Annotated in this window: 19 protein-coding genes; 16 read left to right on the top strand and 3 right to left on the bottom strand. The window is 65.3% G+C overall.

The annotated features are described in order from the left end of the window. Positions 1-1,020 (top strand): integrase (locus PX554_RS24775; RefSeq protein ID WP_275504801.1); only part of this gene is annotated, 1,020 nt, incomplete at its 5' end. 314 nt (positions 1,021-1,334) lie between these two features. Here PX554_RS24775 and PX554_RS24770 read toward each other — a convergent pair. Together PX554_RS24770 and PX554_RS24765 are read right to left on the bottom strand one after the other, a co-directional pair. Further along, positions 1,335-2,213: an AAA family ATPase gene (locus PX554_RS24770; RefSeq protein ID WP_009824028.1), complete on the bottom strand. Its 879-nt coding sequence runs from the start codon at positions 2,211-2,213 to the stop codon at positions 1,335-1,337. Beyond that, positions 2,140-3,540, bottom strand: coding sequence for a Mu transposase C-terminal domain-containing protein (locus tag PX554_RS24765; protein WP_004212864.1), 1,401 nt, complete (start codon positions 3,538-3,540; stop codon positions 2,140-2,142). Before PX554_RS24765 ends, PX554_RS24770 begins: the two co-directional genes overlap by 74 nt. 191 nt (positions 3,541-3,731) lie before the next feature. Between PX554_RS24765 and PX554_RS24760 the strand changes: the two genes are divergently transcribed. Beyond that, positions 3,732-4,304, top strand: coding sequence for a recombinase family protein (locus tag PX554_RS24760; RefSeq protein WP_009824027.1), 573 nt, complete (start codon positions 3,732-3,734; stop codon positions 4,302-4,304). A 289-nt stretch (positions 4,305-4,593) separates the two neighbouring features. Further along, positions 4,594-5,796, top strand: a complete 1,203-nt coding sequence (locus PX554_RS24755) for an aspartyl protease family protein (protein WP_013039112.1) — start codon at positions 4,594-4,596, stop codon at positions 5,794-5,796. Here the strand turns inward: PX554_RS24755 and PX554_RS24750 are convergent. Next, positions 5,790-6,206 (bottom strand): MerR family transcriptional regulator, encoded by a 417-nt coding sequence (locus tag PX554_RS24750; RefSeq protein WP_004212867.1) that lies wholly within the window; start codon positions 6,204-6,206, stop codon positions 5,790-5,792. The two genes, PX554_RS24755 and PX554_RS24750, sit on opposite strands and share 7 nt — an antisense overlap. Before the next feature lie 78 nt (positions 6,207-6,284). Between PX554_RS24750 and PX554_RS24745 the strand changes: the two genes are divergently transcribed. The 13 genes from PX554_RS24745 (at position 6,285) to PX554_RS24685 (ending at position 20,929) form a co-directional block, all read left to right on the top strand. Next, entirely contained in the window at positions 6,285-6,911 is a 627-nt protein-coding gene (locus PX554_RS24745; protein WP_004212870.1) for a cation efflux transmembrane domain-containing protein, read from the top strand. Then, complete coding sequence (locus PX554_RS24740) at positions 6,911-8,878, top strand: cytochrome c/FTR1 family iron permease (protein ID WP_004212871.1); 1,968 nt, start codon at positions 6,911-6,913, stop codon at positions 8,876-8,878. The genes PX554_RS24745 and PX554_RS24740 overlap by 1 nt, the downstream gene beginning before the upstream one ends. A 73-nt stretch (positions 8,879-8,951) precedes the next feature. After that, the gene (locus PX554_RS24735; RefSeq protein WP_275504797.1) at positions 8,952-9,248 is read left to right on the top strand and encodes a hypothetical protein; all 297 of its coding nucleotides are present in this window, start codon (positions 8,952-8,954) and stop codon (positions 9,246-9,248) included. 60 nt (positions 9,249-9,308) lie between these two features. Continuing rightward, the gene (locus PX554_RS24730) at positions 9,309-10,586 is read left to right on the top strand and encodes a TolC family protein (protein WP_013039111.1); all 1,278 of its coding nucleotides are present in this window, start codon (positions 9,309-9,311) and stop codon (positions 10,584-10,586) included. Further along, on the top strand, positions 10,586-11,764 hold the full coding sequence (locus PX554_RS24725; protein ID WP_004212877.1) for an efflux RND transporter periplasmic adaptor subunit: 1,179 nt from the start codon (positions 10,586-10,588) through the stop codon (positions 11,762-11,764). The genes PX554_RS24730 and PX554_RS24725 overlap by 1 nt, the downstream gene beginning before the upstream one ends. A gap of 3 nt (positions 11,765-11,767) precedes the next feature. Continuing rightward, entirely contained in the window at positions 11,768-15,013 is a 3,246-nt protein-coding gene (locus tag PX554_RS24720) for an efflux RND transporter permease subunit (protein WP_004212878.1), read from the top strand. Between the two features lie 53 nt (positions 15,014-15,066). Continuing rightward, positions 15,067-15,555, top strand: coding sequence for an SRPBCC domain-containing protein (locus PX554_RS24715; RefSeq protein ID WP_013849881.1), 489 nt, complete (start codon positions 15,067-15,069; stop codon positions 15,553-15,555). Beyond that, entirely contained in the window at positions 15,552-15,929 is a 378-nt protein-coding gene (locus tag PX554_RS24710) for a hypothetical protein (protein WP_009824022.1), read from the top strand. The genes PX554_RS24715 and PX554_RS24710 overlap by 4 nt, the downstream gene beginning before the upstream one ends. A 47-nt stretch (positions 15,930-15,976) precedes the next feature. Continuing rightward, positions 15,977-16,390: a hypothetical protein gene (locus PX554_RS24705; protein WP_004212881.1), complete on the top strand. Its 414-nt coding sequence runs from the start codon at positions 15,977-15,979 to the stop codon at positions 16,388-16,390. Positions 16,391-16,393: 3 nt separating this feature from the next. Next, entirely contained in the window at positions 16,394-17,080 is a 687-nt protein-coding gene (locus PX554_RS24700) for a ZIP family metal transporter (RefSeq protein WP_004212882.1), read from the top strand. Next, positions 17,077-17,685, top strand: a complete 609-nt coding sequence (locus PX554_RS24695; RefSeq protein WP_004212885.1) for a cation efflux transmembrane domain-containing protein — start codon at positions 17,077-17,079, stop codon at positions 17,683-17,685. Before PX554_RS24700 ends, PX554_RS24695 begins: the two co-directional genes overlap by 4 nt. After that, entirely contained in the window at positions 17,682-20,183 is a 2,502-nt protein-coding gene (locus tag PX554_RS24690) for a heavy metal translocating P-type ATPase (protein ID WP_004212886.1), read from the top strand. The genes PX554_RS24695 and PX554_RS24690 overlap by 4 nt, the downstream gene beginning before the upstream one ends. After that, on the top strand, positions 20,180-20,929 hold the full coding sequence (locus tag PX554_RS24685) for an HAD-IIB family hydrolase (RefSeq protein WP_004212890.1): 750 nt from the start codon (positions 20,180-20,182) through the stop codon (positions 20,927-20,929). The genes PX554_RS24690 and PX554_RS24685 overlap by 4 nt, the downstream gene beginning before the upstream one ends. The last annotated feature ends 60 nt before the right edge of the window (positions 20,930-20,989 follow it).

Raw genomic sequence — 20,989 nt, 5'->3', positions numbered from 1 at the left:
GCGTGGTGTAGGCGCAACAACCGGATCGCGCTGCCGGCCACGCCCGAGACCGTGGCCGATTATCTCGACGCGCGGGCCGGGAAGGGGAGCCGGCCGGCCTCGCTATCCCGCTACAAGGCGTCGATCGCCAAGATCCACCAGCTGCTCGAGCTCAAGGATCCGACGCCGGCGCCGCTGGTGAAGCTGCGGCTCCAGACGGTGCGCCGCGAGAAGGGGGCTGCGCAGAAGCAGGCGCGGCCGCTGCGGTTCAAGGGCCCGGTGCGCGACGTCGAGCGCGACAAGGCGCGGGGGCTCAACATCCGCGCGCTGCTCGAGAGTTGTGGCGAGGATCTGCCGGGGCTGCGTGATCGGGCGCTGCTATCGGCCGCTTATGACACCGGGCTGCGCGCCTCCGAACTGGTGGCGGTCGCCATTGAGCATATTGAGGAGGCGATCGATCCCGAAGCGCGGCTGCTGCAGATTCTGCGTCATAAGGGCGATCAAGACGGGGAGGGGGCGACCGCCTACCTCAGCCCGCGCACCGTCGCGGCGATCGCGGCGTGGACCGAAGCGGCGGGGATCACGACAGGGCCGCTGTTCCGGCGGGTGCAGGTGCGGCGCTACAAGGCGCGGGCAGCCGTGCGCGGTCGGCCGATCGACAGCATCTCGGGCCGGGAGACGTGGGATCTGCGCAAGACGCTGTCCAAGCCGGCGGTGAAGGCGCGCGTCGAATATGACATCGGCACCGTGGCGCTGCACCCGGGCTCGATCGGACCAATCTTTCGGTCGATCATCGGCCGCGCGTTCGACCGTGGCGCGCTGCCCGATTTGACGGCGGACGATCTGGCGCGGTTGCTGAAGGGGATCAGTGCGCACTCGACGCGGATCGGGCTCAATCAGGACCTGTTCGCCAGCGGGGAGGATTTGGCCGGCATCATGGACGCGCTGCGGTGGAAGTCGCCGCGGATGCCGCTCGCTTATAATCGCAATCTCGCGGCAGAGCAGGGGGCGGCGGGGCGCCTTATGGCGAAGATTGGCTAGTCATGACGGCCTAAATAGGTCTTTGGATGATGCCGTGCGACCACACGACGGCGGCAGGTAGATCGAGGGATTTGCGCAGCGGCAAGAACCGGAGAAGGGAGGCTGAGCCCCCGGGGTCTTGAGCTACAACGTTAAGCCTAAGAAACGGGCAGGGGCCTGGTAGCGCGTAGTGTATGAGCGAAGCCACCATCGCTCAAACTCATCAGCACAGTCCAATTTCGAAGAGGAAACAAGAAAGTGGTTCCGGAAACGGTATGGATCTTATCCTGTGTAAACGCTCGCGCTAAATGGCGGCGTTCTGATCGCGCTATTTGTCAGTTGCCGGGTCCGATGACGAGGCAATCGCGCGCGGCCTGAACGATGTCAGCGGTGACCTCCTCGACGCGGTTGAGGGTCATGATCCGCCGCATCTGCGCGAACAGGCGCTCCATGAGCCGGAAGTTGCCGCGCGTGATGCGGATCACGGCTGCCTGCGCTTCGATCGCGTCGAGTTGGGCCGGGTCGAAGCTGATCCCGAAATCGCCGGCGTGGGTCGCGAGCAGCAGCCGCATTTCGGTCTCGGTAAGCGGTTTGAACTCGTGGACGAAGCCGATCCGCGAGTAGAGCTGGGCATAGCGGGCGAGGCGCTTCTCCAAGCCCGGCATACCCATCAGGATCAGCCCGAAGCCGTGGCGATCGGCCATGTCGCGGAGATGTTCGAGCGACTTTATGGTCAGGCGGTCGGCCTCGTCGACGATGACGAGGGGGCAGGCGATGCGGGCGGCGTCATGGGTGATTTCGTCCTGCGAGCCGCCCGCGACCGTCAGCCGGGCATAGCCCAGCTTAATGAGGTTGAGGCCCAACACCGCGTCGATCGTCTTGGGCGTGTTGCTGACCGACACGGTGTAGAAGACGGCGCGGCAGCGAGCGACCTTTTCGCCAAGGAGCGCGGCAATGGGACGGAGCGCGGCATATTCCCCCAGGTCGGGGAAGCTGGAAAACTCGCGCGCCGATCGCGTCTTTCCGACGCCCGGCCGGCCATGACACACGCCGATATAGCGGTAGTGCGCGCAGGCTTCGGCAAACTCGACGAACCGGGCATGTTCGCGGGTCGCCAGGAACGGCTGCTCGACCAGGAACTCAATCGTCAGCGGCGTAGAGCCGGAGCCCTCGGTAGGTGGTGGGCCGGGAAGCCGTATCCTCTTGGTCGCCATCGAAGGTCTCCGTGGGGGCAGGCACCTGCTTGTCGCGCTCCTTCGCGCCGCGCCGGGCGCGCTGGATCGCGCGCAACGACGGGTGCCCAGCGTGCTCGGAGCTGAGCGCACGGCAGACGAACCGGCCCTGGTGGTAGACGTGGATCTCGGTCAGGTCGCGGGGGTCATAGACCGCCTCGACCTGCTCGCCGACGAAGGCCGCGAGCGTGGGTTCGACATAGCGCCTGCCCATCAGACGGATGCCGTCGCGCAGCACTTTACGGGGCTTGGGCACGTGCACGAGCAGCATGTCGAGCTGTTCAAGGCTGTCGGGCATTGCGGGCAGGAACCCGCCCTTCTGCCAGCGCGTGATCGGCGGTTCGCCGGTGCTGCCATGCGGGCGACGATGATAGACGCCGCACACGAACGCCTCGAAGCGGGCGCGCAGCTCGTCGAGCGTGAGCACTGGCGCCGACAGCGGCTTGCCCGCGATCAGGTGGCCGGGCAGGTCGGGCAGGAACATGTCGTTGATGGTGCGGAACAGCCGCTCGATCTTGCCGCGCCCGCGAGGACGCCCCGGCAGCGAATGGATGAGGCGGATTTTGAGGGCGATGCACGCCTGCTCGATATGCTCGGAGATGAAATCCGAGCCGTTGTCGACGTAAAGCTGTTCGGGAATGCCGCTGACGATCCATTCGGGATTGGGCTTGCGCCAGATCGCCTGCCGCAAGGCGAGCGCCGTGTTGAGGGCACTGGGGGCATCGAGGCTGAGGAAGTAACCGGCGATGGCTCGGCTGTGATCGTCAACGATGACGGTCAGCCAAGGACGCACCGGGGTTCCGGCATCATCGAGCACGAGAATGTCGAGAACGGTATGATCGGCCTGCCACATCTCGTTCGAGGTCGCGGCTTCGCGCCGATGCACTAGCTCGTGCTGGTCGCGGTAGACGGCCGGATCGGAGGCTGCGGCGATCTGGCTTGCCGGTATCGCCCTGACGACACGCGCGACGGCCGCATAGCTGGGGGTTCGGTGTCCATGCGCGATGGCGAGTTCCTGCACCTTTCGGTGAATGGCGGCGACCGGGGGTCGCGGGCGCTTGGTGGCGAGAGTGCGGGTCAGTTCGACCAGATGTTCCGGCAGGTGCAGCCTGCCCCGATCGTTGCGCGGCAGACGCGCGAGACCGGCAAGTCCTTCGGCACGGTAGCGCCCGAGCCAGCGCTGCAACGTCCGCTCGCTCAGCGTGCCGGTGCGGGCGAGGTCCGCGAGCGGGATGCCATCGGCGAGGTGCGGTTCAAGGACGCGGTAGCGCTCGATCGCCAGCGGCGGGACAAGCGCCGGATGCGTCACCGCCGACGGTCCGTGTCGCAGGTAAGGAAAACGGAGATTTGCCTGCCCATCGCCATGCGAGTCCGCTCGCGTTGCCAAACCGGCCTGTTCGACGTAAATCTACCCGGTAAAGAAAACTAGGGCAACATAGACCTGCCGATGACGACTTTCTTCCCAAACCGCGCCCGATCGGGGCGCCACCGGCCCTACGCATGAAAATCGGTTACGCCCGCGTATCGACCGCCGAGCAGAACCTGGACCTCCAGCGTGATGCGCTGAAGGCTGCCGGCTGCGAGAAGGTCATCACCGACAAGGCCTCCGGGGCGACTGCCGCTCGCCCTGGATTGGAAAAGGTGAAGGAGCTGCTTCGCGCCGGCGACACACTGGTGGTCTGGCGCCTCGACAGGCTCGGCCGCTCGCTCCGTGATCTGATCGGATGGATGACCTACCTCGACGAGGAAAAGGTCGGGCTGCTGAGCCTGCACGAGGCGATCGACACGACCACCACGTCGGGCAAGCTTACCTTCCACCTGTTCGGGGCATTGGCGGAGTTCGAGCGCAACCTGATCCGCGAGCGGACCCAGGCCGGTCTCACCGCAGCCCGCGCTCGCGGCAAGAAGGGTGGCCGGCCGGCCGCACTCGGCAAGGACAAGCGCGACCTGCCCGTCAGGCTCTACCACGAGAACACGATGCCGATCGCCAAGATTTGCTCGATGCTCGGCATCTCCAAGCCAAAACTCTACGCCTATGTGCGATCGGCCGAGACCAAGCCGGTAGCCGCGTAGCGACGCTCGCCGACAAATAGCGCGATCAGAATGCCGCCACTTAGCGCGAGCGTTTACACCGTTCGCGGTCCCGATCGGCCCAGCGTCCCCCGGAACCGTTCGTTATCGGGAAGGCATCTAAGCGGTCTGCACCATCCTTCATCTAAAGTTCTCCAAGCGCTTCTGAGGATTTTCGGGCGCACCAAAAGCACTTGCTCCTCCAGTGGCTGGAGCATGTAACCGCAATTTGCTCTCCTGCGGACGGGGGGCTGGAGGTGGCTTTTTGACGGCCCGTGTTGAAGCAATCGGTATGTCTCGACGCTCATTAGTGGCGCGGCTGGTGGCCTGTGGAACCGGCTTGGTGCTCGGTTCTCCAACGCTCGCGCGACAGACTTCCCGGTCTGCGGGCTCGTGGAACTTCGGTGCGGCTCACCTCGAATGGGAGCCGCTGGAAGTCGGCACGGGTGATACCCTCCTTGTTTCGGCACAAGTGCGCGGAGTGCCGGTGCGGGCGGTGCTCGACAGTGGCAGCGGCGCGTCGATCATGAGCACGGCGCTCGCGGCGAAGCTCGGCTTGAACGATGGTGAGCGGCGCATGATTAGCGGGCTGAGCGCCAAGGCCCCGGTGCTGCTGGTCCGCGACATCGACGTACAGCTCGCCCGCGAAACCCGTCGCTTACCCTTTGCCGTCGTTGGTGATCTGAGTTCAGTGTCGGCGGCCTTCGGACGACCGATCGATATCCTCCTCGGTGCCGATATGTTCACGGGTAGCTGCATCGCGCTCGATTTCGCGAAAAGGCGTATGGCGGTCGTCAAGTCAGGCACGTTTCTCGCCGGTCCCGACTGGCGCGCTGTCGCGCTCGGGCGCGGTGCCAAGCAGGAGCTGTTCATTCGAGCTTCCGTCTCGGGTTTGCCTCCCGTGCCCTTGATGATCGATCTTGGCAGCTCGGCCGCGCTGATGCTCTCGTCGGCCTATGCCCGCGATCAAGGGCTGTTGAACGGGAAGCTCGTCTCGACCGCGGCGATCGGCGGCGTCGATGGTGTGCGTATCAACGATGCTTTCACGATCCAGAACATCAACATCGAAGGGCTTGGCGTCTCGAACGTCCCCACACTCGGGATGAGAGCTTGGCTCTCCACCAGCACGGTTGGCAATGTCGGCCTACCGCTGATCGCTCAATTCGACGTGGTGTTCGACGTGACCGCCGGATTCGTGTGGCTCCGGCCACTCGGTCCTCGTCGTCGCCTGCCGATGCTGAAGGACCGTAGCGGCCTTGGCCTCGCAGCCTCACCAACGGCGCTCACCGTTGTTCATGTGGCGGCGAACAGTCCCGCGGAAAAGGCTGGCTGGGCGGTCGGCGACCGGATCGTGGCGGTGAACGGCCATTCGATCGATGCGAACTATACGCGTGGGGAGCTCTGGCAAGTGCGCTCCCGGCCTGCTGGCACCCTCGTAAAGCTGACGATGGCCTCGGGTGATGTGCGCGAGCTCAGGCTGGCCGATTATTATTGATCGGCTTGAGGGTGGCCTTTGCCGATCGCCTTCATGATCCGACAATCGGCCATGCGCGCCTTGGTGCAGCTCTGGCTGAGCATTGCCAACTCATCCCGCAACACCGCGAGTTGCGCCAGTCTCTCCTCCACATCCTTGAGGTGCTGAGCAGCGATAGCTGAGGCGGCACCACAATCCTGGTCCGGGTTCTGCGCCAGCCCCATCAACGAACGGATCTCGTCGACGGAGAAGCCAAGCCGGCGACCGTTGCGGATGAAGTGCAAACGCTCAATGTCACTGGCATCGTAGGTTCTGCGACCCGACGCCGTGCGAGGGGCGGATCGGAGCAACCCGATCGACTCATAAAAGCGGATCGTCGTCACCTTCGTCGAGGTCTCGCTGGCGAGCTGCCCAATCATCACCGGCTTCATCATGCCATCCTTGCTTATGCGAACGTGTCGCACATTTCGCTTGCTTCTACAGCGACTGGAGGTGGTAAGGAAGGCCGCATGAATGCTTCTACCGAAAGCTGCGGGTGCCACGGGGAGCCCGCGCGCGCGCAAACCGATCCGGCCTATCGCCGTGCGCTGCTGACCGTCGTGGTGCTCAACCTCGGCTTCGGAGTCGCCGAGCTGTTCGGCGGGTTCATCGCCGATAGCCAAGCGCTGAAAGCGGATTCCCTCGATTTTCTCGGGGACGGGTCGATCAGCCTTATCGGTCTTCTCGCGCTTGCCTGGTCCGCACGGGCGAGGGCAAAGGTCGCGCTGACGCAGGGGTTGTTTCTCGGTGCGCTTGGCGTGGGCGTAATCGGTTTCGCGATTTGGCGCGCCCTGAACGCAACCGCGCCCGATGCCGAACTGATGGGCACAATCGGCGTTGTCGCGCTCGCGATCAATGTCGTGTCCGCCTTGGTGCTTGCGCGTTTCCGGGAAGGGGACGCCAATGTTCGCGCGATCTGGCTGTTCAGCCGCAACGACGCGCTCGCCAACGTGGCGGTGATCGCCGCGGCCGGTCTGGTGGCGTGGACAGGAAGCGCCTGGCCGGACCTCGCCGTCGCCGGCCTCATCGCCCTCCTGTTCCTCCACTCCGCTTATGAAATCGTCACTGGCGCTCGGCGCGAATTGGGAGAGCGGTAGTGCGTCTGCTCGCGTTGATCCGGGCAATGCTCTCGTTGCGGCTGCTCTCCGCGCTCGCGGCGCTGCTGATCCCTGCTGCGGCAATCGCCGAACCCGGCGACGTGCAAACCGCATGGCGGCTGCTCGACTATATGGCCGTCGATTATGGCGGCGCGGTCGCCAACGGTCGGATCAAGAGCACGTCGGAATATGCCGAGATGACGGAGTTCGCCGCGTCGGTCTCGACACGGCTTCAGGGCCTGCCGGCGAAGCCGGAGCGTCAAGCCCTCATCCAGCGGGCTGCCAACCTCCAGGCGGTGATCGCGGAAAAGGGACCGACTGAACAGGTGGCAACATTGGCGCACGGGCTCGCGGCCGATCTGTTGCGCGCCTACCCGGTGCCGCTCGCGCCCGATAAGGCTCCGAACCTCGTCTCCAGCGATGCACTGTTCCGACAATCCTGCGCGTCCTGCCACGGGATGACGGGCAACGGCCGTGGCCCTGACGCCGCCAAGCTCGCTACGCCCCCGATTGCTTTCACCGATGCCGAGCGCGCGCGCCAGCGCAGCGTGTTCGCGCTCTATCAGGTGGTGACGCAAGGCATCGACGGGACCGCGATGCAGAGCTTCGCCGATCTGCCCAACGATCAGCGCTGGGCGTTAGCATTCCGAGCCGGGAGCTTCGCCTTCACGGATGCGCAGGCGCGCGAAGGCGAGCGGCTTTGGAAATCCGACCCGACCCTTCGCCGGCGCATTCCGGACCTGAAAACCCTGGTCGCGCTCACCCCGGCCGCGCTCGGCGCGGCGATCGGCGACGCCAAGGCTGACCCAGTGCTCGCGTTCCTGCGTCGTCATCCCGAACAGGTGATACAACAGGCTCCCGGCTCGCTCGCGGTCGCCCGCGCCAAACTCGCCGAAAGCGTGGCGGCTGCGCGGCGCGGCGATGCGCGCATGGCGAAAGAGCTGGCGCTGTCGGCCTATCTCGATGGGTTCGAGCCGATCGAGCCAACACTCACCGCGCGCGACGCGACGCTGATGGGTCGAATCGAGGGCGCGATGGGGGAGTTCCGCGCCTCGATCGACCGGGGCGCGTCGCCCGATGATCTCGCGGAGAAGGTCGCAGTACTGGGCGGCCTTTTCGACGATGCGGAAGCGGCGCTCGCGCCTGATGCCGCCACCGAAGCGTCCACGTTCCTGGGCGCGTTCACGATCCTGCTGCGTGAAGGGCTCGAAGCCCTGCTCATCGTTGTCGCCATGATCGCGTTCCTGCGTAAAGCCGAGCGCGGCGAGGCGCTGCGGTACGTGCATGGCGGCTGGGTCAGCGCGATCATCGCGGGCGGGATCACCTGGGCGGTCGCCACCTATGCGATCGGGATCAGCGGTGCGAGCCGGGAGCTGACGGAAGGGTTTGGCTCGCTGTTCGCCGCGGTCGTGCTGCTCTCGGTCGGGATTTGGATGCACGGCAAGGCGCAGGCCGATCAGTGGCAGCGCTATATTCGCGAGAAGATGTCGCGGGCGCTCTCGGGCGGGTCGGGCTGGTTCCTGTTCGGGCTGGCGTTCGTCGTAGTTTATCGCGAGGTCTTCGAGACGATCCTGTTCTATGCCGCGCTTTCGGCGCAAGGTGACAACGGGATGCTTCTCGCGGGGGCCGGGTCGGCGATTGGACTGCTCAGCCTGATCGCTTGGGCCATGCTTCGCTACAGTCGCAAGCTGCCGATCGCGCAGTTCTTCCGCTATAGCTCCTGGCTCATGGCGGTCCTGACCGTCGTGCTGGCGGGTAAAGGCGTCGCCGCGCTCCAGGAAGCCGGCCTTATCAACATCGCACCGCTCGCGGACGTGCCACGGCTGTCGATGCTCGGCGTGTTTCCCACTTGGCAATCGGTGCTGGCGCAACTCCTGATGGCGGTCGCCATTGCGGTCGGGTTCGCCTGGAACGGGCGCGACCGATCCCGCTCGGGTTCCGGCTCAGTGACCCTTGGTTCGAATTAGTGCAATGACATGAAAACCCTTCCGTGATAGAGGCAAGCTAGTGCGAGCCTTTTTGCCTTTCCTGACATGCCTGATGCTGGTCCTGACCAGCTTCTCCGGCATGGCCCATGCCGCCGATCTGGCGGGGGGAAGCATCGCGGGCGTTGAGTTCACGGTCCATACCGCCGGTGACATCGATCAGGTGCCATCGGACTCGGACAAGAATGTCCCGCATCATCACAATTATTGTCACGGACACGACGTCGGCGCGCCTGCGCGCACGACGATGGAATATACCCCCGTCCTCACAGTGCCCAAGCCGACAATCTCCGCCTCTGCGTCGCTCGACGGCCGCACCGGCATGGTCGATTTGAGGCCCCCCCAAGCCTGACGTCCGATTTGGGCGTGCGTTGGCGCGCCCCTGTCGATCATCGTCAGGAGTCCTATTTTCATGAATCGTATCCTCGCGGCCATGCTGGCCGCAGCGTCTTGCGCCACGATGGCGCAGGCGCAGGTCGGACCGTCCGCGCCTGTTGCGCAGGATGCGCCGGTCTACACGCTTGACCAAGCGGTCAGTGCAGCGGGCGGTTCGGCCCCTGCTGCGGAAGCGGCGACAGCTGGAATCGACGCGGCCCGTGCAGGTCGCACAGTCGCCGGCTTGCGGCCCAATCCGGTGGTTCAAGGCCAAGTCGAGAATGTCATCGGCTCCGGGCCGTATCGGGGGGTCCGCAGCGCGGAAACCACGGTCGGCTTTGCGATCCCGATCGAGCTAGGCGGCAAGCGCGGCGCCCGCGTCGCGGTCGCCAATGCGCAATTGTCCCGGGCCGAGATCCAGGCCGCGATCATCGCGGCGGATGTCCGGCTTCAGGTAACGCAGCTCTATGTCGAAGCGGTCGCGGCCGATCGCCGGGTAATGACAGCCCGCGATCAGGCCCGGATCGCCAGCGATGCGCTGCGGGCCGCGAGCGTTCGCGTGCAGGCAGGGCGGGCATCGCCACTCGAGCAACAGCGCGCGGATGTCGCGCGTATCAATGCCGACGCCAATGTGGAGCGGCAGCTTCGCTTGGCCGAGGCGGCCCGCGCCAATCTGGCGCGTCGGATCGGACGGCCGATCGACGGCCTGCTCGATGACACGCTGCTCGATCGCCTTCCCGATGTGAACGTCTATGGGCCGTTGGCACCGGTCAACACGACCGGCACACTCGCGCTGGCGGCAGCCAACGCGGATTTCTCCATTGCCGAAGCCGGCGTGCGGCTCGCGCGCGCCAATCGCGTGCCTGACCTGAACGTCGGGCCGTCGATCCGCCGCCTGGAAGCGACCAACGACATGGCGGCGGTGTTCAGCGTGTCGATCCCGATCCCGGTGTTCAACAATGGTCGCGCCGCGATTGCGCAGGCGACCGCGCAGCGGACCCAGGCGGATGCGCAGCGCCGCGTGACCGCGCTCGACATCGAACAGGCGATCACGGACGCGCAGGCGCAGGCGGCCAATGCCGCAACGACGGCTCGTGCGGCGTCGGGGCCGGCGCTGGCGGCTGCACAGGAGGCCGCCCGCATCGCGCGGATCGGCTATCGCGAGGGCAAGTTCGGCCAGCTCGAATTGCTCGATGCTGAACGCACGCTCGCCGAAACGCGGGTCGCCGCGATCGACGCGCTTGCCAATTACCAGAATGCCCGCGCGCAAGTGGAGCGACTGACCGCTCGTGCGCCCAATGGGGGGAATCAGTGATGAAGAGCTTTTATCTCGCGGGCGCGGCGTCGCTCGCCCTGCTCTTGGCTGCCTGCGGCGGCAAGGATGGCGGAAACGAGGCAACTGCCGAAGGCGCAGCTGCCAATGAGACGGCAGCGGGCACGGAAAAGGGCGGTGCTGAAGGCGGTCATGCCGGTGAAGGCGTCGTCACATTGGGTGCCGACCAGATCGCCACAGCGGGCGTCCAGGTCGGACGGCCGATCATCGGCGGGGCCGGGACGATCGAGCTGCCCGCGATCATCGAGGGCGACCCACAGGGAACGCAGGTCGTCTCGGCCGCAATTGCGGGACGCGTGGTCGCGCTCACCCGTAACCTCGGCCAATCGGTCGGACGCGGCCAGACCATTGCGGTCATCGAAAGCCGCGAGGCGGCGCAGATCAAGGGCGAGGTCGAGGCGGCGCGGGCGCGGCTTCAGCTCGCTAATTCGAACCTCGCGCGCGAACAGCGGCTGTTCGCGCAGAGAGTCTCCCCTGAACAGGATCTGATCGCCGCCCGCACAGCGGCGACGGAGGCGCGGATCGCCCTGACGCAGGCGCAGAGCATGGTTTCGGCGGCGGGTGTCGGCGGCGGCGGGCTCAACCGGCTCGGCATTGCCGCGCCGATCTCGGGCCAGATCATTGCGCGCCCCGTGACGCTGGGACAAACGGTCGCGGCGGATGCCGAACTCTATCGCATCGCCAACCTGAGCCAGGTGTCGATCGCGCTTAATCTCAAGCCCGAGGATGCGGGCCGGGTGCGTCCCGGCAATACGGTGCTGGTGAAGGCGGCAGGCCGTCAGGCGACCGCCCGCGTGACCTTCGTGTCGCCGGCGCTTGATCCGCAGACGCGGCTCGTGCCTGCGCTCGCCACCCTCGACAATCGCGGTGGCGAATGGCGGGTCGGCGAGCCTGTGACGGCAGCCGTGCAGCTCACGGGCAGCGGCGGGAGCGGGGCGGTCCGCGTGCCGACGACGGCGGTCCAGAGTTTCGAGGGCAAGTCGGTCGTGTTCGTGCGCACGCCCACCGGCTTCAAGGCGACCCCGGTCCAGCTCGGCGATGCGTCGGGCGACACGGTGATCGTCCGGTCGGGCCTGACCGGCAACGAACAGATCGCCACCACCGGAAGTTTCACGCTCAAGGCCGAGATCGGCAAGGGCGAAGCGAGCCACGAGGATTAAGCCATGATCGCCCGTATCGTAACCTGGGCGGTCGAGAAGCGCTGGCTAGTCCTGCTCCTCACCGTCATCGTCGCCGCCATCGGCGCCTTTTCCCTCTACCGGCTACCGATCGACGCGGTGCCGGACATCACCAACAATCAGGTCCAGATCAACGTCCGCGCGCCTGCCCTCTCGCCCGAGCTGGTCGAGAAGCAGGTGTCGTTTCCAATCGAAACCGCGCTCGCCGGCACCCCCGGCCTGGAATATACGCGCTCGTTGAGCCGCAACGGCTTCGCGCAGATCACGGCGGTCTTTTCGGACGCGACGGACATCTATTTCGCCCGCCAGCAGGTGGGCGAGCGTCTGCGGGGCGTGCAAGAGAATCTGCCCGACGGCGTGAACCCTGAAATGGGTCCGATCGCGACAGGCCTGGGCGAGGTGTACATGTACACCGTTCGTCTCGATCATCGCGAGGACGACAAGCACAAGCCCGGTGAACCGGGCCAACAGCCCGATGGCAGCTACATCACGCCAGAGGGCGAGCGACTGACGACCGAAGAGGACAAGGCGACCTACCTGCGCACCGCGCAGGACTGGATCGTGACGCCGCTTCTGAAGACCACACCGGGCCTCGCCGGTGTCGACTCGATTGGCGGTTACGCCAAGCAGTTCCTCGTCGTGCCCGACGTGCAGAAGCTGGCCTCGCTCGGCATCACGCTGACGGACCTGGGAAATGCGCTGGAGCGCAATAACACCAGCGTCGGCGGTGGCTTCGTCAATCGCAATGGCGAAGGTCTGGCTGTTCGCTCGGATGCGCTCGTTCGCAATGCCAGCGAGTTGGCCAGGACCGTGATCGCGACACGTAACGGCGTGCCGATCACGGTCGAACAAGTTGCGACTGTGAAGACGGGTCAGGCGATCCGCATGGGTTCGGCATCGGAGAACGGTACCGAAGTCGTCGTCGGCACGGCGATCATGCGGATCGGCGAGAACAGCCGCATCGTGTCGACCGCGGTCGCTGAGAAACTGAAGACGATCAACGCTTCGCTGCCTCCTGACGTCGTAATTCAGCCGGTGCTGAACCGCACCGAGCTGGTCAATTCGACGATCAAGACGGTCGCGAAAAACCTGTCCGAAGGCGCGGTGCTGGTCATCGTCGTGCTCTTCCTGCTGCTCGGCAACTTCCGTGCGGCCCTGATCGCGGCGTTGGTCATCCCGATCACCATGATGCTGACAGGCTTTGGTATGCTGCGCGCTGGGGTCTCGGCCAATCTGATGAGCCTTGGGGCTTTGGACTTCGGTCTGATCGTCGACGGCGCCGTCATCATTGTCGAAAACGCGCTGCGCCGGCTTGCCGAGCAACAGCATCATGAAGGCCGATTGCTCAGCGTCAAGGAACGGCTCGCGACCGTGGCAGCCGCTGCGCGTGAGATGATCCGTCCCTCTGTGTACGGGCAGGCAATCATCATCCTCGTCTACGTACCGCTGCTCACGCTGACCGGCGTGGAGGGTAAAACGTTCGGACCGATGGCGCTGACCGTCATCATCGCGCTCGCCTTCGCCTTCATCCTCTCTCTCACCTTCGTGCCGGCGATGATTGCGATCTGGCTGTCGAAGAAGGTCGAGGAGAAGGACGGCCGCATCATCACGTGGCTGAAGAAGCGCTACGAACCCGGTCTCGACCGGGCCATGAAGCGCCCGACGCTGACGATCGGTGCGGGTGTGGGAAGCCTTGTGGTGGCGGCGCTTGCTTTCACTACGCTCGGCTCGGTGTTCCTGCCGCAGCTCGACGAAGGCGATTTGCTGATCCAGTCGCTCCGCATTCCGGCAACGTCGGTCCAGCAGAGCCAGGCGATGCAGGTGCCGATCGAGCGGATGATGTCGAAGCAGCCGGAGGTGCAATTCGTCTATTCCAAGACGGGCACCGCCGAGCTGGCGGCCGACCCGATGCCGCCGAACGCGACCGACATGTTCGTCATCCTGAAGCCGCGCAAGGATTGGCCGGATCCTGAGCTTCCCAAGGAGGAGCTGGTCAGCCGGATCGAGGGTAATCTCGCGAAGATTCCGGGAAATGCCTACGAGATCACCCAGCCCATCCAGATGCGCTTCAACGAGCTGATCGCCGGCGTGCGCGGCGACATCGCGGTGAAGGTGTTCGGGGACGACTTCAACCAGATGAACCGGACGGCCGAGCAAATCGCGGCGGTGCTGCGCAGAACGCAAGGCGCAGCGGACGTGAAGGTGGAGCAGACGACCGGTCTTCCCATGCTCGACATTCGCGTCAACCGCGACGCGATGGCGCGGTTGGGCGTTACGGCTCAGGATGTGCAGGACACCGTGACTGCGACGATCGGCGGGCGAACATCGGGCCAGATCTTCGAGGGCGACCGTCGCTTCCCCGTGGTGATCCGCCTGTCGGAGGCGCAGCGTGCCGACATCGGCCTGCTCCAACAGGTGCAGGTGCCGGTGGCAGGCGGCGGCTATGTACCGCTGTCCAGCGTCGCCGAGATCAAGGTGGTCGATGGTCCGAACCAGATCAGCCGCGAGAACGGCAAGCGGCGCGTGGTGGTGCAAGCCAACGTGCGTGGCCGCGACGTCGGATCCGTCGTGGCGGATGCGCAGGCGGCGATCGGCAGCCAACTCCGGCTGCCTGCCGGCACCTATCTCGAATGGGGCGGCCAGTTCGAGAACCTCCAATCGGCAAGCGAACGGCTGAAGCTGGTCATTCCGGCTTGCTTCATTTTGATCCTGCTGCTCCTCTACGGGGCGTTGGGATCGGTCCGCGACGCCGCGATCGTGTTCACCGGCGTGCCTTTCGCGCTGGTGGGCGGCGTCCTGTTGCTGTTCCTGCGGGGCATGGACTTCTCGATCTCGGCGGCAGTGGGCTTCATCGCCCTCTCGGGCATCGCGGTCCTCAACGGCCTCGTCATGGTCAGCTCGATCCAAGATCTGATCCGATCAGGGATGAGCCGCGAGGAAGCCGCGCATGTTGGCGCGATGCAGCGTCTGCGACCCGTCATCATGACCGCGCTAGTCGCCAGCCTCGGCTTCGTGCCGATGGCGCTGGGCGAAGGCGCCGGCGCAGAGGTTCAAAAGCCTTTGGCGACGGTCGTCATCGGCGGTCTGATCTCGGCGACGCTTCTTACGCTGTTCGTGCTGCCGACACTCTATGCCCGGTTCGGGCAGAAAGTGATCGAGAAACCCGAGCACTACAATGAGGAGCATGAAGGGGACGACCACGGTCAGACCTTCGTGAACAACTTGGCCTGATGGATGGGCGGGGCGATCCGCGATCGCCCCGCCCATCTCTGGGAGATGGGGATATGCCTCGCACCATAACCAGCTCGATGCTTCACGGCGGGCCACTGCGCATCTGGTCGGCACTCACCGATCCGGATCATCGCCGGGCGTGGAGTCCGCTCGTATTTCTCGATGATCCGTCCCGGCTCGGCGACACAGAATGCACCTTTGCGATCCAGGGCATCACCCGGCCAATTCGGACGCCAGCACGGATTGATCGATTCGATAAACCGCACGCCTTCGCTTGGTCCTGCGGCATCCCCTATCTGTTCACGCTCGAAGAGCGGTACGAGCTGGCGGGGGACGATGGCGGCACCAGGCTAACGCATAGCTGCACGCTGCGCGGGGCGCTCTCCCTGCCGTTCGCGGCGATGATGTTGCGCCGCCTGCGATCCCTGATGGTCGAATCTGACGATCGCCTCGCAACCTATCTCCGCTGGCGGGTAGGTCAGCCTGCCCGGGCTATCAATCGTCAGCGCGTCCCCTTCCGCTGCAGGAGGAAGGCGCGATGATGATGCACTGTAAGCGGGTGCTGCCCGCCGTCATCCTCGTTGTCGGGCTCGCGGCGTGCTCGGAAAGAAAGCCGCCAGCCCCGCCAACGGAGCAGCAGATCCATTCGTCCGACAGCGCCGTGGCGACCGGGGAAATGGGGCGGCATAGATATCGCTGTTCCGACGGGGAACCGCTGTTCGTCGATTACAAGGACAACGGCCTGCAGATCGATTTGCGGCGCTCCAACGGGGGACCGCCGATGATGCTGACCGCGCCAGCGCAGGGCCTGCAATATGTCGGCGAAACAGCCACCGCGACCTTCAAGGGGTCGCAGCTCACCATCGTGGAAGGCGATGGCCGTACCCGGATCTGCGAGCAGGAAGGCACGCGATGAACTGCCCTGCCTTCGAACGCCACAGGGCGCTTCGTCGGAAGAGACCGATGTCTGACACGTCGATTTCAAATGTGACAACCTTGTGCGGCCTGAATCGGGCCGGTCTGGCGATCGCGCGCCTCGGCGTCGTTCTCGTCTCCGGGGCGGTTATAGGGGCGTGTAATCCAGCGCCGACCCAGCCTACCGAGCCGGCGCATGAAAAGCATCTGACGTCGAAACTAATCGCGCAGCGCATCATGTACTGCGACGACGGCACACGCGCCGATGTCGACTTCATCGATGACGGCTTGAAAATGGCCGTCACCTGGCTGCCGAAGGGCAGGACCGAGATCCTGCGCGCGCAGCGAACCGGTGACGAGTTTCGCGGCGACCATTCGCGGGCTGTCGTGGCGGGCGGATCGATCGCGTTCACGCGACGCGGGAAGATCCGCGTCTGCCACCGAACCCCGGAGGAGTCCTAGGAAATGCAGGCACTGCTCTATACGCTTGCGCCTGTGCTGGCGGTCGTGCTCGGCGCGATTGTCGCGAGCCGCACCAAGTTGAAACCTGGCCTCGTGGCGGGCCTACAGCATCTCGCTGCCGGCGTCGTGTTCGCGGCGGCAGCGACCGAAATCCTGCCGCAGGTCAAGCATGAGGCATCGCCCAGCGCGACGTTGATCGGCGGGGCGGCGGGCGTCGCGACCATGCTGGGGCTCAAGGCTCTTGAGGCCCGCTTCAAGGGGCCGATGGCGCTACTCGCCGCGATCGGCATCGACATTCTGGTCGACGGCCTGGTGCTCGGCCTCGCTTTCGTGGCGGGCGAGAAGGCAGGTCTCCTGCTGACGATCGCGCTCACTCTGGAAGTGTTATTTCTGGGACTGACGCTGACCGACGAGCTGGCGGAAACCTATCGCTCGCGCTTGCGCATCATCGTGATCGTCTCGGCATTGGCCCTGCTGCTGCCGATCGGCGCGCTCGCTGCCGTGCCGGTCGCCGCGCTGTCGCCGGTGATGATCGCCGGCTTCCTCAGCTTCGGGCTGATGGCGCTGCTCTACCTCGTCACGGAGGAGTTGCTGGTCGAGGCGCACGAGAAACCCGACACCCCGCTCATCAGCTCGATGTTTTTCGTCGGCTTCCTGGCCCTGCTGACACTTGAGGAGATGATGGGATGATCCCGGGCAACGACAACAATGGCGGGCAGGAGCGCCGCACACTGTGGATCGTCCTGCTGCTGAACGCGGCGATCGCTGCGGGCTTCTTCGTTTCCGGCTTCTTCGCGGACTCGAGCGCGCTGATCGCCAACGGCGTCGACAACCTGTCCGATACGGCTGTGTATGCGCTGAGCCTTGTGGCGCTCACCCGGGGCCAGACATGGAAGACACGCGCCGCGGTCGCTTCGGGCGTCATGCTGCTGATCTTCGCGGGCGGCATCTTGATCGATGTCGGACGGCGCTACGTGCAGGGCAGCGAGCCCATCGGACCTACCATGATGGTCATGTCCGCGATCGCCGGCGTCGTGAATTACCTCTGCCTGCGGCTGCTCCAGCGCCTCAAGGATCCGGACGTCAATCTCCGGGCCGCAACCACCTTCAGCTTCAACGACTTCATTTCCAACGGCGGCATCCTGATCGCCGGCGTGCTGGTGCTGTGGTTGGGTACCAATTGGCCGGACCTGCTGGTCGGCTTCGCCACCGCCATCATCGCCATCAAGGGCGGTGTCGAAATCCTGCGCGACGCGCGCGCCGAAACCAAGAAAAGCGAAAGGAGGTCGTCATGAACGACAAGCTCGAACTCGACATTCCAGTGTTGTTGCCGGACCTTCCTGACGCGGCCGATGCCTGCCTGGACCGTCTCGTATCAACCCTGTCAAAGCGCGAAGGTGTCGAGCGGGCGCATGTGATCTGTCTCGACGGCAACACGCCAGCGGCGCTGTGCATCCATTTCGATGCCGCCAAGCTGCCGCTGCCACGGTTGCGCGAAATGGTGCGCGCCGCAGGTGCCGAAATCACCGAGCGCTACGGCCATGCGATCTGGCAGGTGACGGGGATCAACCACGAACGTCGGGCGCGCACGGTCAGCGATGCGCTGTGCGCCTTGCCCGGCGTGGTCCAGGCAAGCGCCAGCACCAGCGGGTCTGTCCGGGTCGAATATGATCGCCGCGAAACCACCGAAGAGGAGGTGCGCGCTGCGCTTCGCAAGCTGAAGGTGAGGGTGGGCAAGCGGGTCGCTGCCGATGAACATGCCGGCCACGACCACGGCCCCGGGGGCCACGGCGCGGGCGAAGAGAAGCACGGCCCCGGCGATGGCCACGACCATAGCCACGCCGAATTTCTCGGCCCCAATACCGAGCTGATCTTCGCGCTCGCCTGTGGCGCGCTGCTGGGGATCGGCTACGCGATCGAGAGGCTGGTCGCTGGCGCGCCCGAATGGCTGCCGACCGCCTGCTATATCGCAGCCTATTTCTTCGGCGGATTCTTCACGCTGCGCGAGGCGATCGACAACCTCCGGATGAAGAAGTTCGAGATCGACACGCTGATGTTGGTCGCTGCGGCCGGCGCCGCTGCGCTGGGCGCATGGGCCGAAGGTGCGCTGCTGCTGTTCCTGTTCAGCCTCGGCCATGCGCTTGAGCATTATGCAATGGGCCGCGCCAAGAAGGCGATCGAGGCGCTGGCGAAGCTCGCGCCCGAAACCGCGACCGTGCGACGCGGCGGGCAGACCAGCGAAATCCCGGTCGAGCAGATGGTCGTCGGGGACATTGCCATCGTCCGCCCGAACGAGCGCCTGCCTGCCGACGGCTTCGTCATCAAGGGCACCAGCGCGATCAACCAGGCCCCGGTCACGGGTGAAAGCATCCCGGTCGACAAGGTGCCGGTCGCAGATGCCGCAGCGGCACGCGCCAAGCCCGATGCAGTCGACGCGGAAAGCCGGGTTTTTGCTGGTACGATCAACGGCGGCGGCGCGATCGAGATCGAGGTGACACGCCGTTCCAATGAAAGCGCGCTTGCCAAGGTCGTGAAGATGGTGAGCGAAGCGGAGACGCAGAAGTCGCCGACGCAGCGCTTCACCGACCGGTTCGAACGGATCTTCGTGCCCGCCGTCCTGGTCCTGTCAGTGCTCCTGCTGTTCGCATGGGTGGTCGTCGACGAGCCGTTCCGCGACAGCTTCTATCGCGCGATGGCGGTGCTGGTGGCGGCAAGCCCGTGCGCGCTCGCGATCGCAACGCCGAGCGCGGTCCTGTCGGGCGTTGCCCGTGCAGCGCGGGGCGGCGTGCTCGTGAAGGGCGGTGCACCGCTCGAAAACCTCGGGTCGCTCAAAGCGATCGCTTTCGACAAGACGGGCACGCTGACCGAAGGTCGTCCGCGCATCACTGATGTCGTGCCCGTCGATGGCGCCGATGAAGGCGAGTTGCTGGCGCTGGCTGTCGCCGTCGAAGCGTTGAGCGACCATCCCCTGGCCCAAGCGATCGTCAAGGACGGCCGCGAACGTCTGAACGATCGTGCCGTGCCGACTGCCGGCGACCTCAAGAGCCTGACCGGTCGGGGCGTCACCGCGAGCGTGGATGGCGAGACGGTGTGGATCGGCAAGGCCGAGATGTTCGGAAGTGAGGGCATTCCGGCGCTGGGGCAGGGCGCGCAGGACGCAATCGCGAAGCTGCGCGAGAACGGCCGCACGACAATGGTGGTCCGCAAGGGGGACCGCGACCTGGGCGCGATCGGCCTGATGGACACGCCTCGCGAAGCTGCCAAGACCGCGTTGCGTCGGCTGCACGAGATGGGCGTGTCGCGGATGATAATGATCTCCGGCGATCACCAGAAAGTCGCCGAAGCGATCGCCGACGAAGTCGGGATCGACGAAGCGTGGGGCGACCTCATGCCCGAAGACAAGGTTGCCGCGATCAAGAAGCTCGCCGGCGAAGACAAGGTCGCGATGGTGGGCGACGGCGTGAACGATGCGCCGGCGATGGCAAGCGCCACGGTCGGCATCGCGATGGGCGCGGCGGGGTCGGACGTTGCGCTGGAGACAGCCGACGTGGCGCTGATGGCCGACGATCTGGCGCACCTGCCATTCGCAGTCGGTCTTAGCCGCCATACCCGTGGAATCATCCGGCAGAACGTCTTCGTCAGCCTGGGTGTCGTCGCCTTCCTGGTGCCTGCTACCATCCTCGGCCTCGGCATTGGGCCAGCGGTGGCGGTTCATGAGGGATCGACGCTGCTCGTCGTCATCAATGCGCTCAGGCTGCTCGCCTACCGCGATCCGGCAGGGAAGGCGGCATGAAGTGGCTGATCGCCTTCGACCTCGACGGCACGCTTGCCGAGAGCAAGCGGCCGTTATCGGAGGATATGGCCGCAATCCTCGCCCGATTGCTCGCCATCACGGATGTGGCGGTGATCTCGGGCGGGGACTGGCCGCAGTTCGAAAAGCAGATCGCCTCGCGCCTTCCTGCCGGCGTCGCGCTCGACCGTCTCTGGTTGATGCCGACCACAGGCACGAAACTCTATCGGTTCATCAATGGCGCTTGGCGCGCGGTCTATGCCGAACTGTTCGACGACGCGGAGAAGGCGAAGATCCGCACGGCCTTCGATCAGGCGCTGACCGATGCCGGTCTCGCCGACGAACGTATCTGGGGCGAACGGATCGAGGACCGGGGCAGCCAGATCACCTTTTCGGGCCTGGGGCAGGCAGCGCCGCTGAAGGAAAAGGAAGCGTGGGATCCTGACCGAAAGAAGAGGACCGCGTTGCAGGCCACGTTGCGCGCGAAGCTGCCGGAGCTCTCGATCAATCTCGGTGGCACGACATCGATCGACGTGACCAGAGCAGGGATCGACAAGGGCTATGGCCTGAAGCGCCTGAGTGCCGAGAGCGGTGTCCCGCTCGACGGGATGCTGTTCATTGGGGATGCGATATTCCCCGGTGGGAATGACTATCCCGCTGCTGAAATCGGCCTCGACACAGTGAGGGTGCGCGACGTCGCGGAAACCACCGCCGTCGTGACCGCCATCATCGCGTGTCTGCACCGATAGGATCAAGATACATGGTCGGCTCCATCGCGGAATGCCGCATTGTCAAAGCTCTGGCTTCTG

This window comes from Sphingomonas pollutisoli (assembly GCF_029167165.1).
In the GTDB taxonomy this organism is placed as follows: Bacteria; Pseudomonadota; Alphaproteobacteria; order Sphingomonadales; family Sphingomonadaceae; genus Sphingomonas; species Sphingomonas pollutisoli.
Note: the sequence above shows the minus strand (reverse complement) of the source record. Positions and strands in the feature narration are given on the sequence as shown.

Bases quoted from the DNA above. Each gene is read 5' to 3' on its own strand.
- PX554_RS24770 (WP_009824028.1), bottom strand. From the start codon at position 2,213: ATGGCGACCAAGAGGATACGGCTTCCCGGCCCACCACCTACCGAGGGC.
- PX554_RS24760 (WP_009824027.1), top strand. From the start codon at position 3,732: ATGAAAATCGGTTACGCCCGCGTATCGACCGCCGAGCAGAACCTGGAC.
- PX554_RS24755 (WP_013039112.1), top strand. From the start codon at position 4,594: ATGTCTCGACGCTCATTAGTGGCGCGGCTGGTGGCCTGTGGAACCGGC.
- PX554_RS24750 (WP_004212867.1), bottom strand. From the start codon at position 6,206: ATGAAGCCGGTGATGATTGGGCAGCTCGCCAGCGAGACCTCGACGAAG.
- PX554_RS24745 (WP_004212870.1), top strand. From the start codon at position 6,285: ATGAATGCTTCTACCGAAAGCTGCGGGTGCCACGGGGAGCCCGCGCGC.
- PX554_RS24735 (WP_275504797.1), top strand. From the start codon at position 8,952: ATGCTGGTCCTGACCAGCTTCTCCGGCATGGCCCATGCCGCCGATCTG.
- PX554_RS24730 (WP_013039111.1), top strand. From the start codon at position 9,309: ATGAATCGTATCCTCGCGGCCATGCTGGCCGCAGCGTCTTGCGCCACG.
- PX554_RS24725 (WP_004212877.1), top strand. From the start codon at position 10,586: ATGAAGAGCTTTTATCTCGCGGGCGCGGCGTCGCTCGCCCTGCTCTTG.
- PX554_RS24720 (WP_004212878.1), top strand. From the start codon at position 11,768: ATGATCGCCCGTATCGTAACCTGGGCGGTCGAGAAGCGCTGGCTAGTC.
- PX554_RS24715 (WP_013849881.1), top strand. From the start codon at position 15,067: ATGCCTCGCACCATAACCAGCTCGATGCTTCACGGCGGGCCACTGCGC.
- PX554_RS24710 (WP_009824022.1), top strand. From the start codon at position 15,552: ATGATGATGCACTGTAAGCGGGTGCTGCCCGCCGTCATCCTCGTTGTC.
- PX554_RS24705 (WP_004212881.1), top strand. From the start codon at position 15,977: ATGTCTGACACGTCGATTTCAAATGTGACAACCTTGTGCGGCCTGAAT.
- PX554_RS24700 (WP_004212882.1), top strand. From the start codon at position 16,394: ATGCAGGCACTGCTCTATACGCTTGCGCCTGTGCTGGCGGTCGTGCTC.
- PX554_RS24695 (WP_004212885.1), top strand. From the start codon at position 17,077: ATGATCCCGGGCAACGACAACAATGGCGGGCAGGAGCGCCGCACACTG.
- PX554_RS24690 (WP_004212886.1), top strand. From the start codon at position 17,682: ATGAACGACAAGCTCGAACTCGACATTCCAGTGTTGTTGCCGGACCTT.
- PX554_RS24685 (WP_004212890.1), top strand. From the start codon at position 20,180: ATGAAGTGGCTGATCGCCTTCGACCTCGACGGCACGCTTGCCGAGAGC.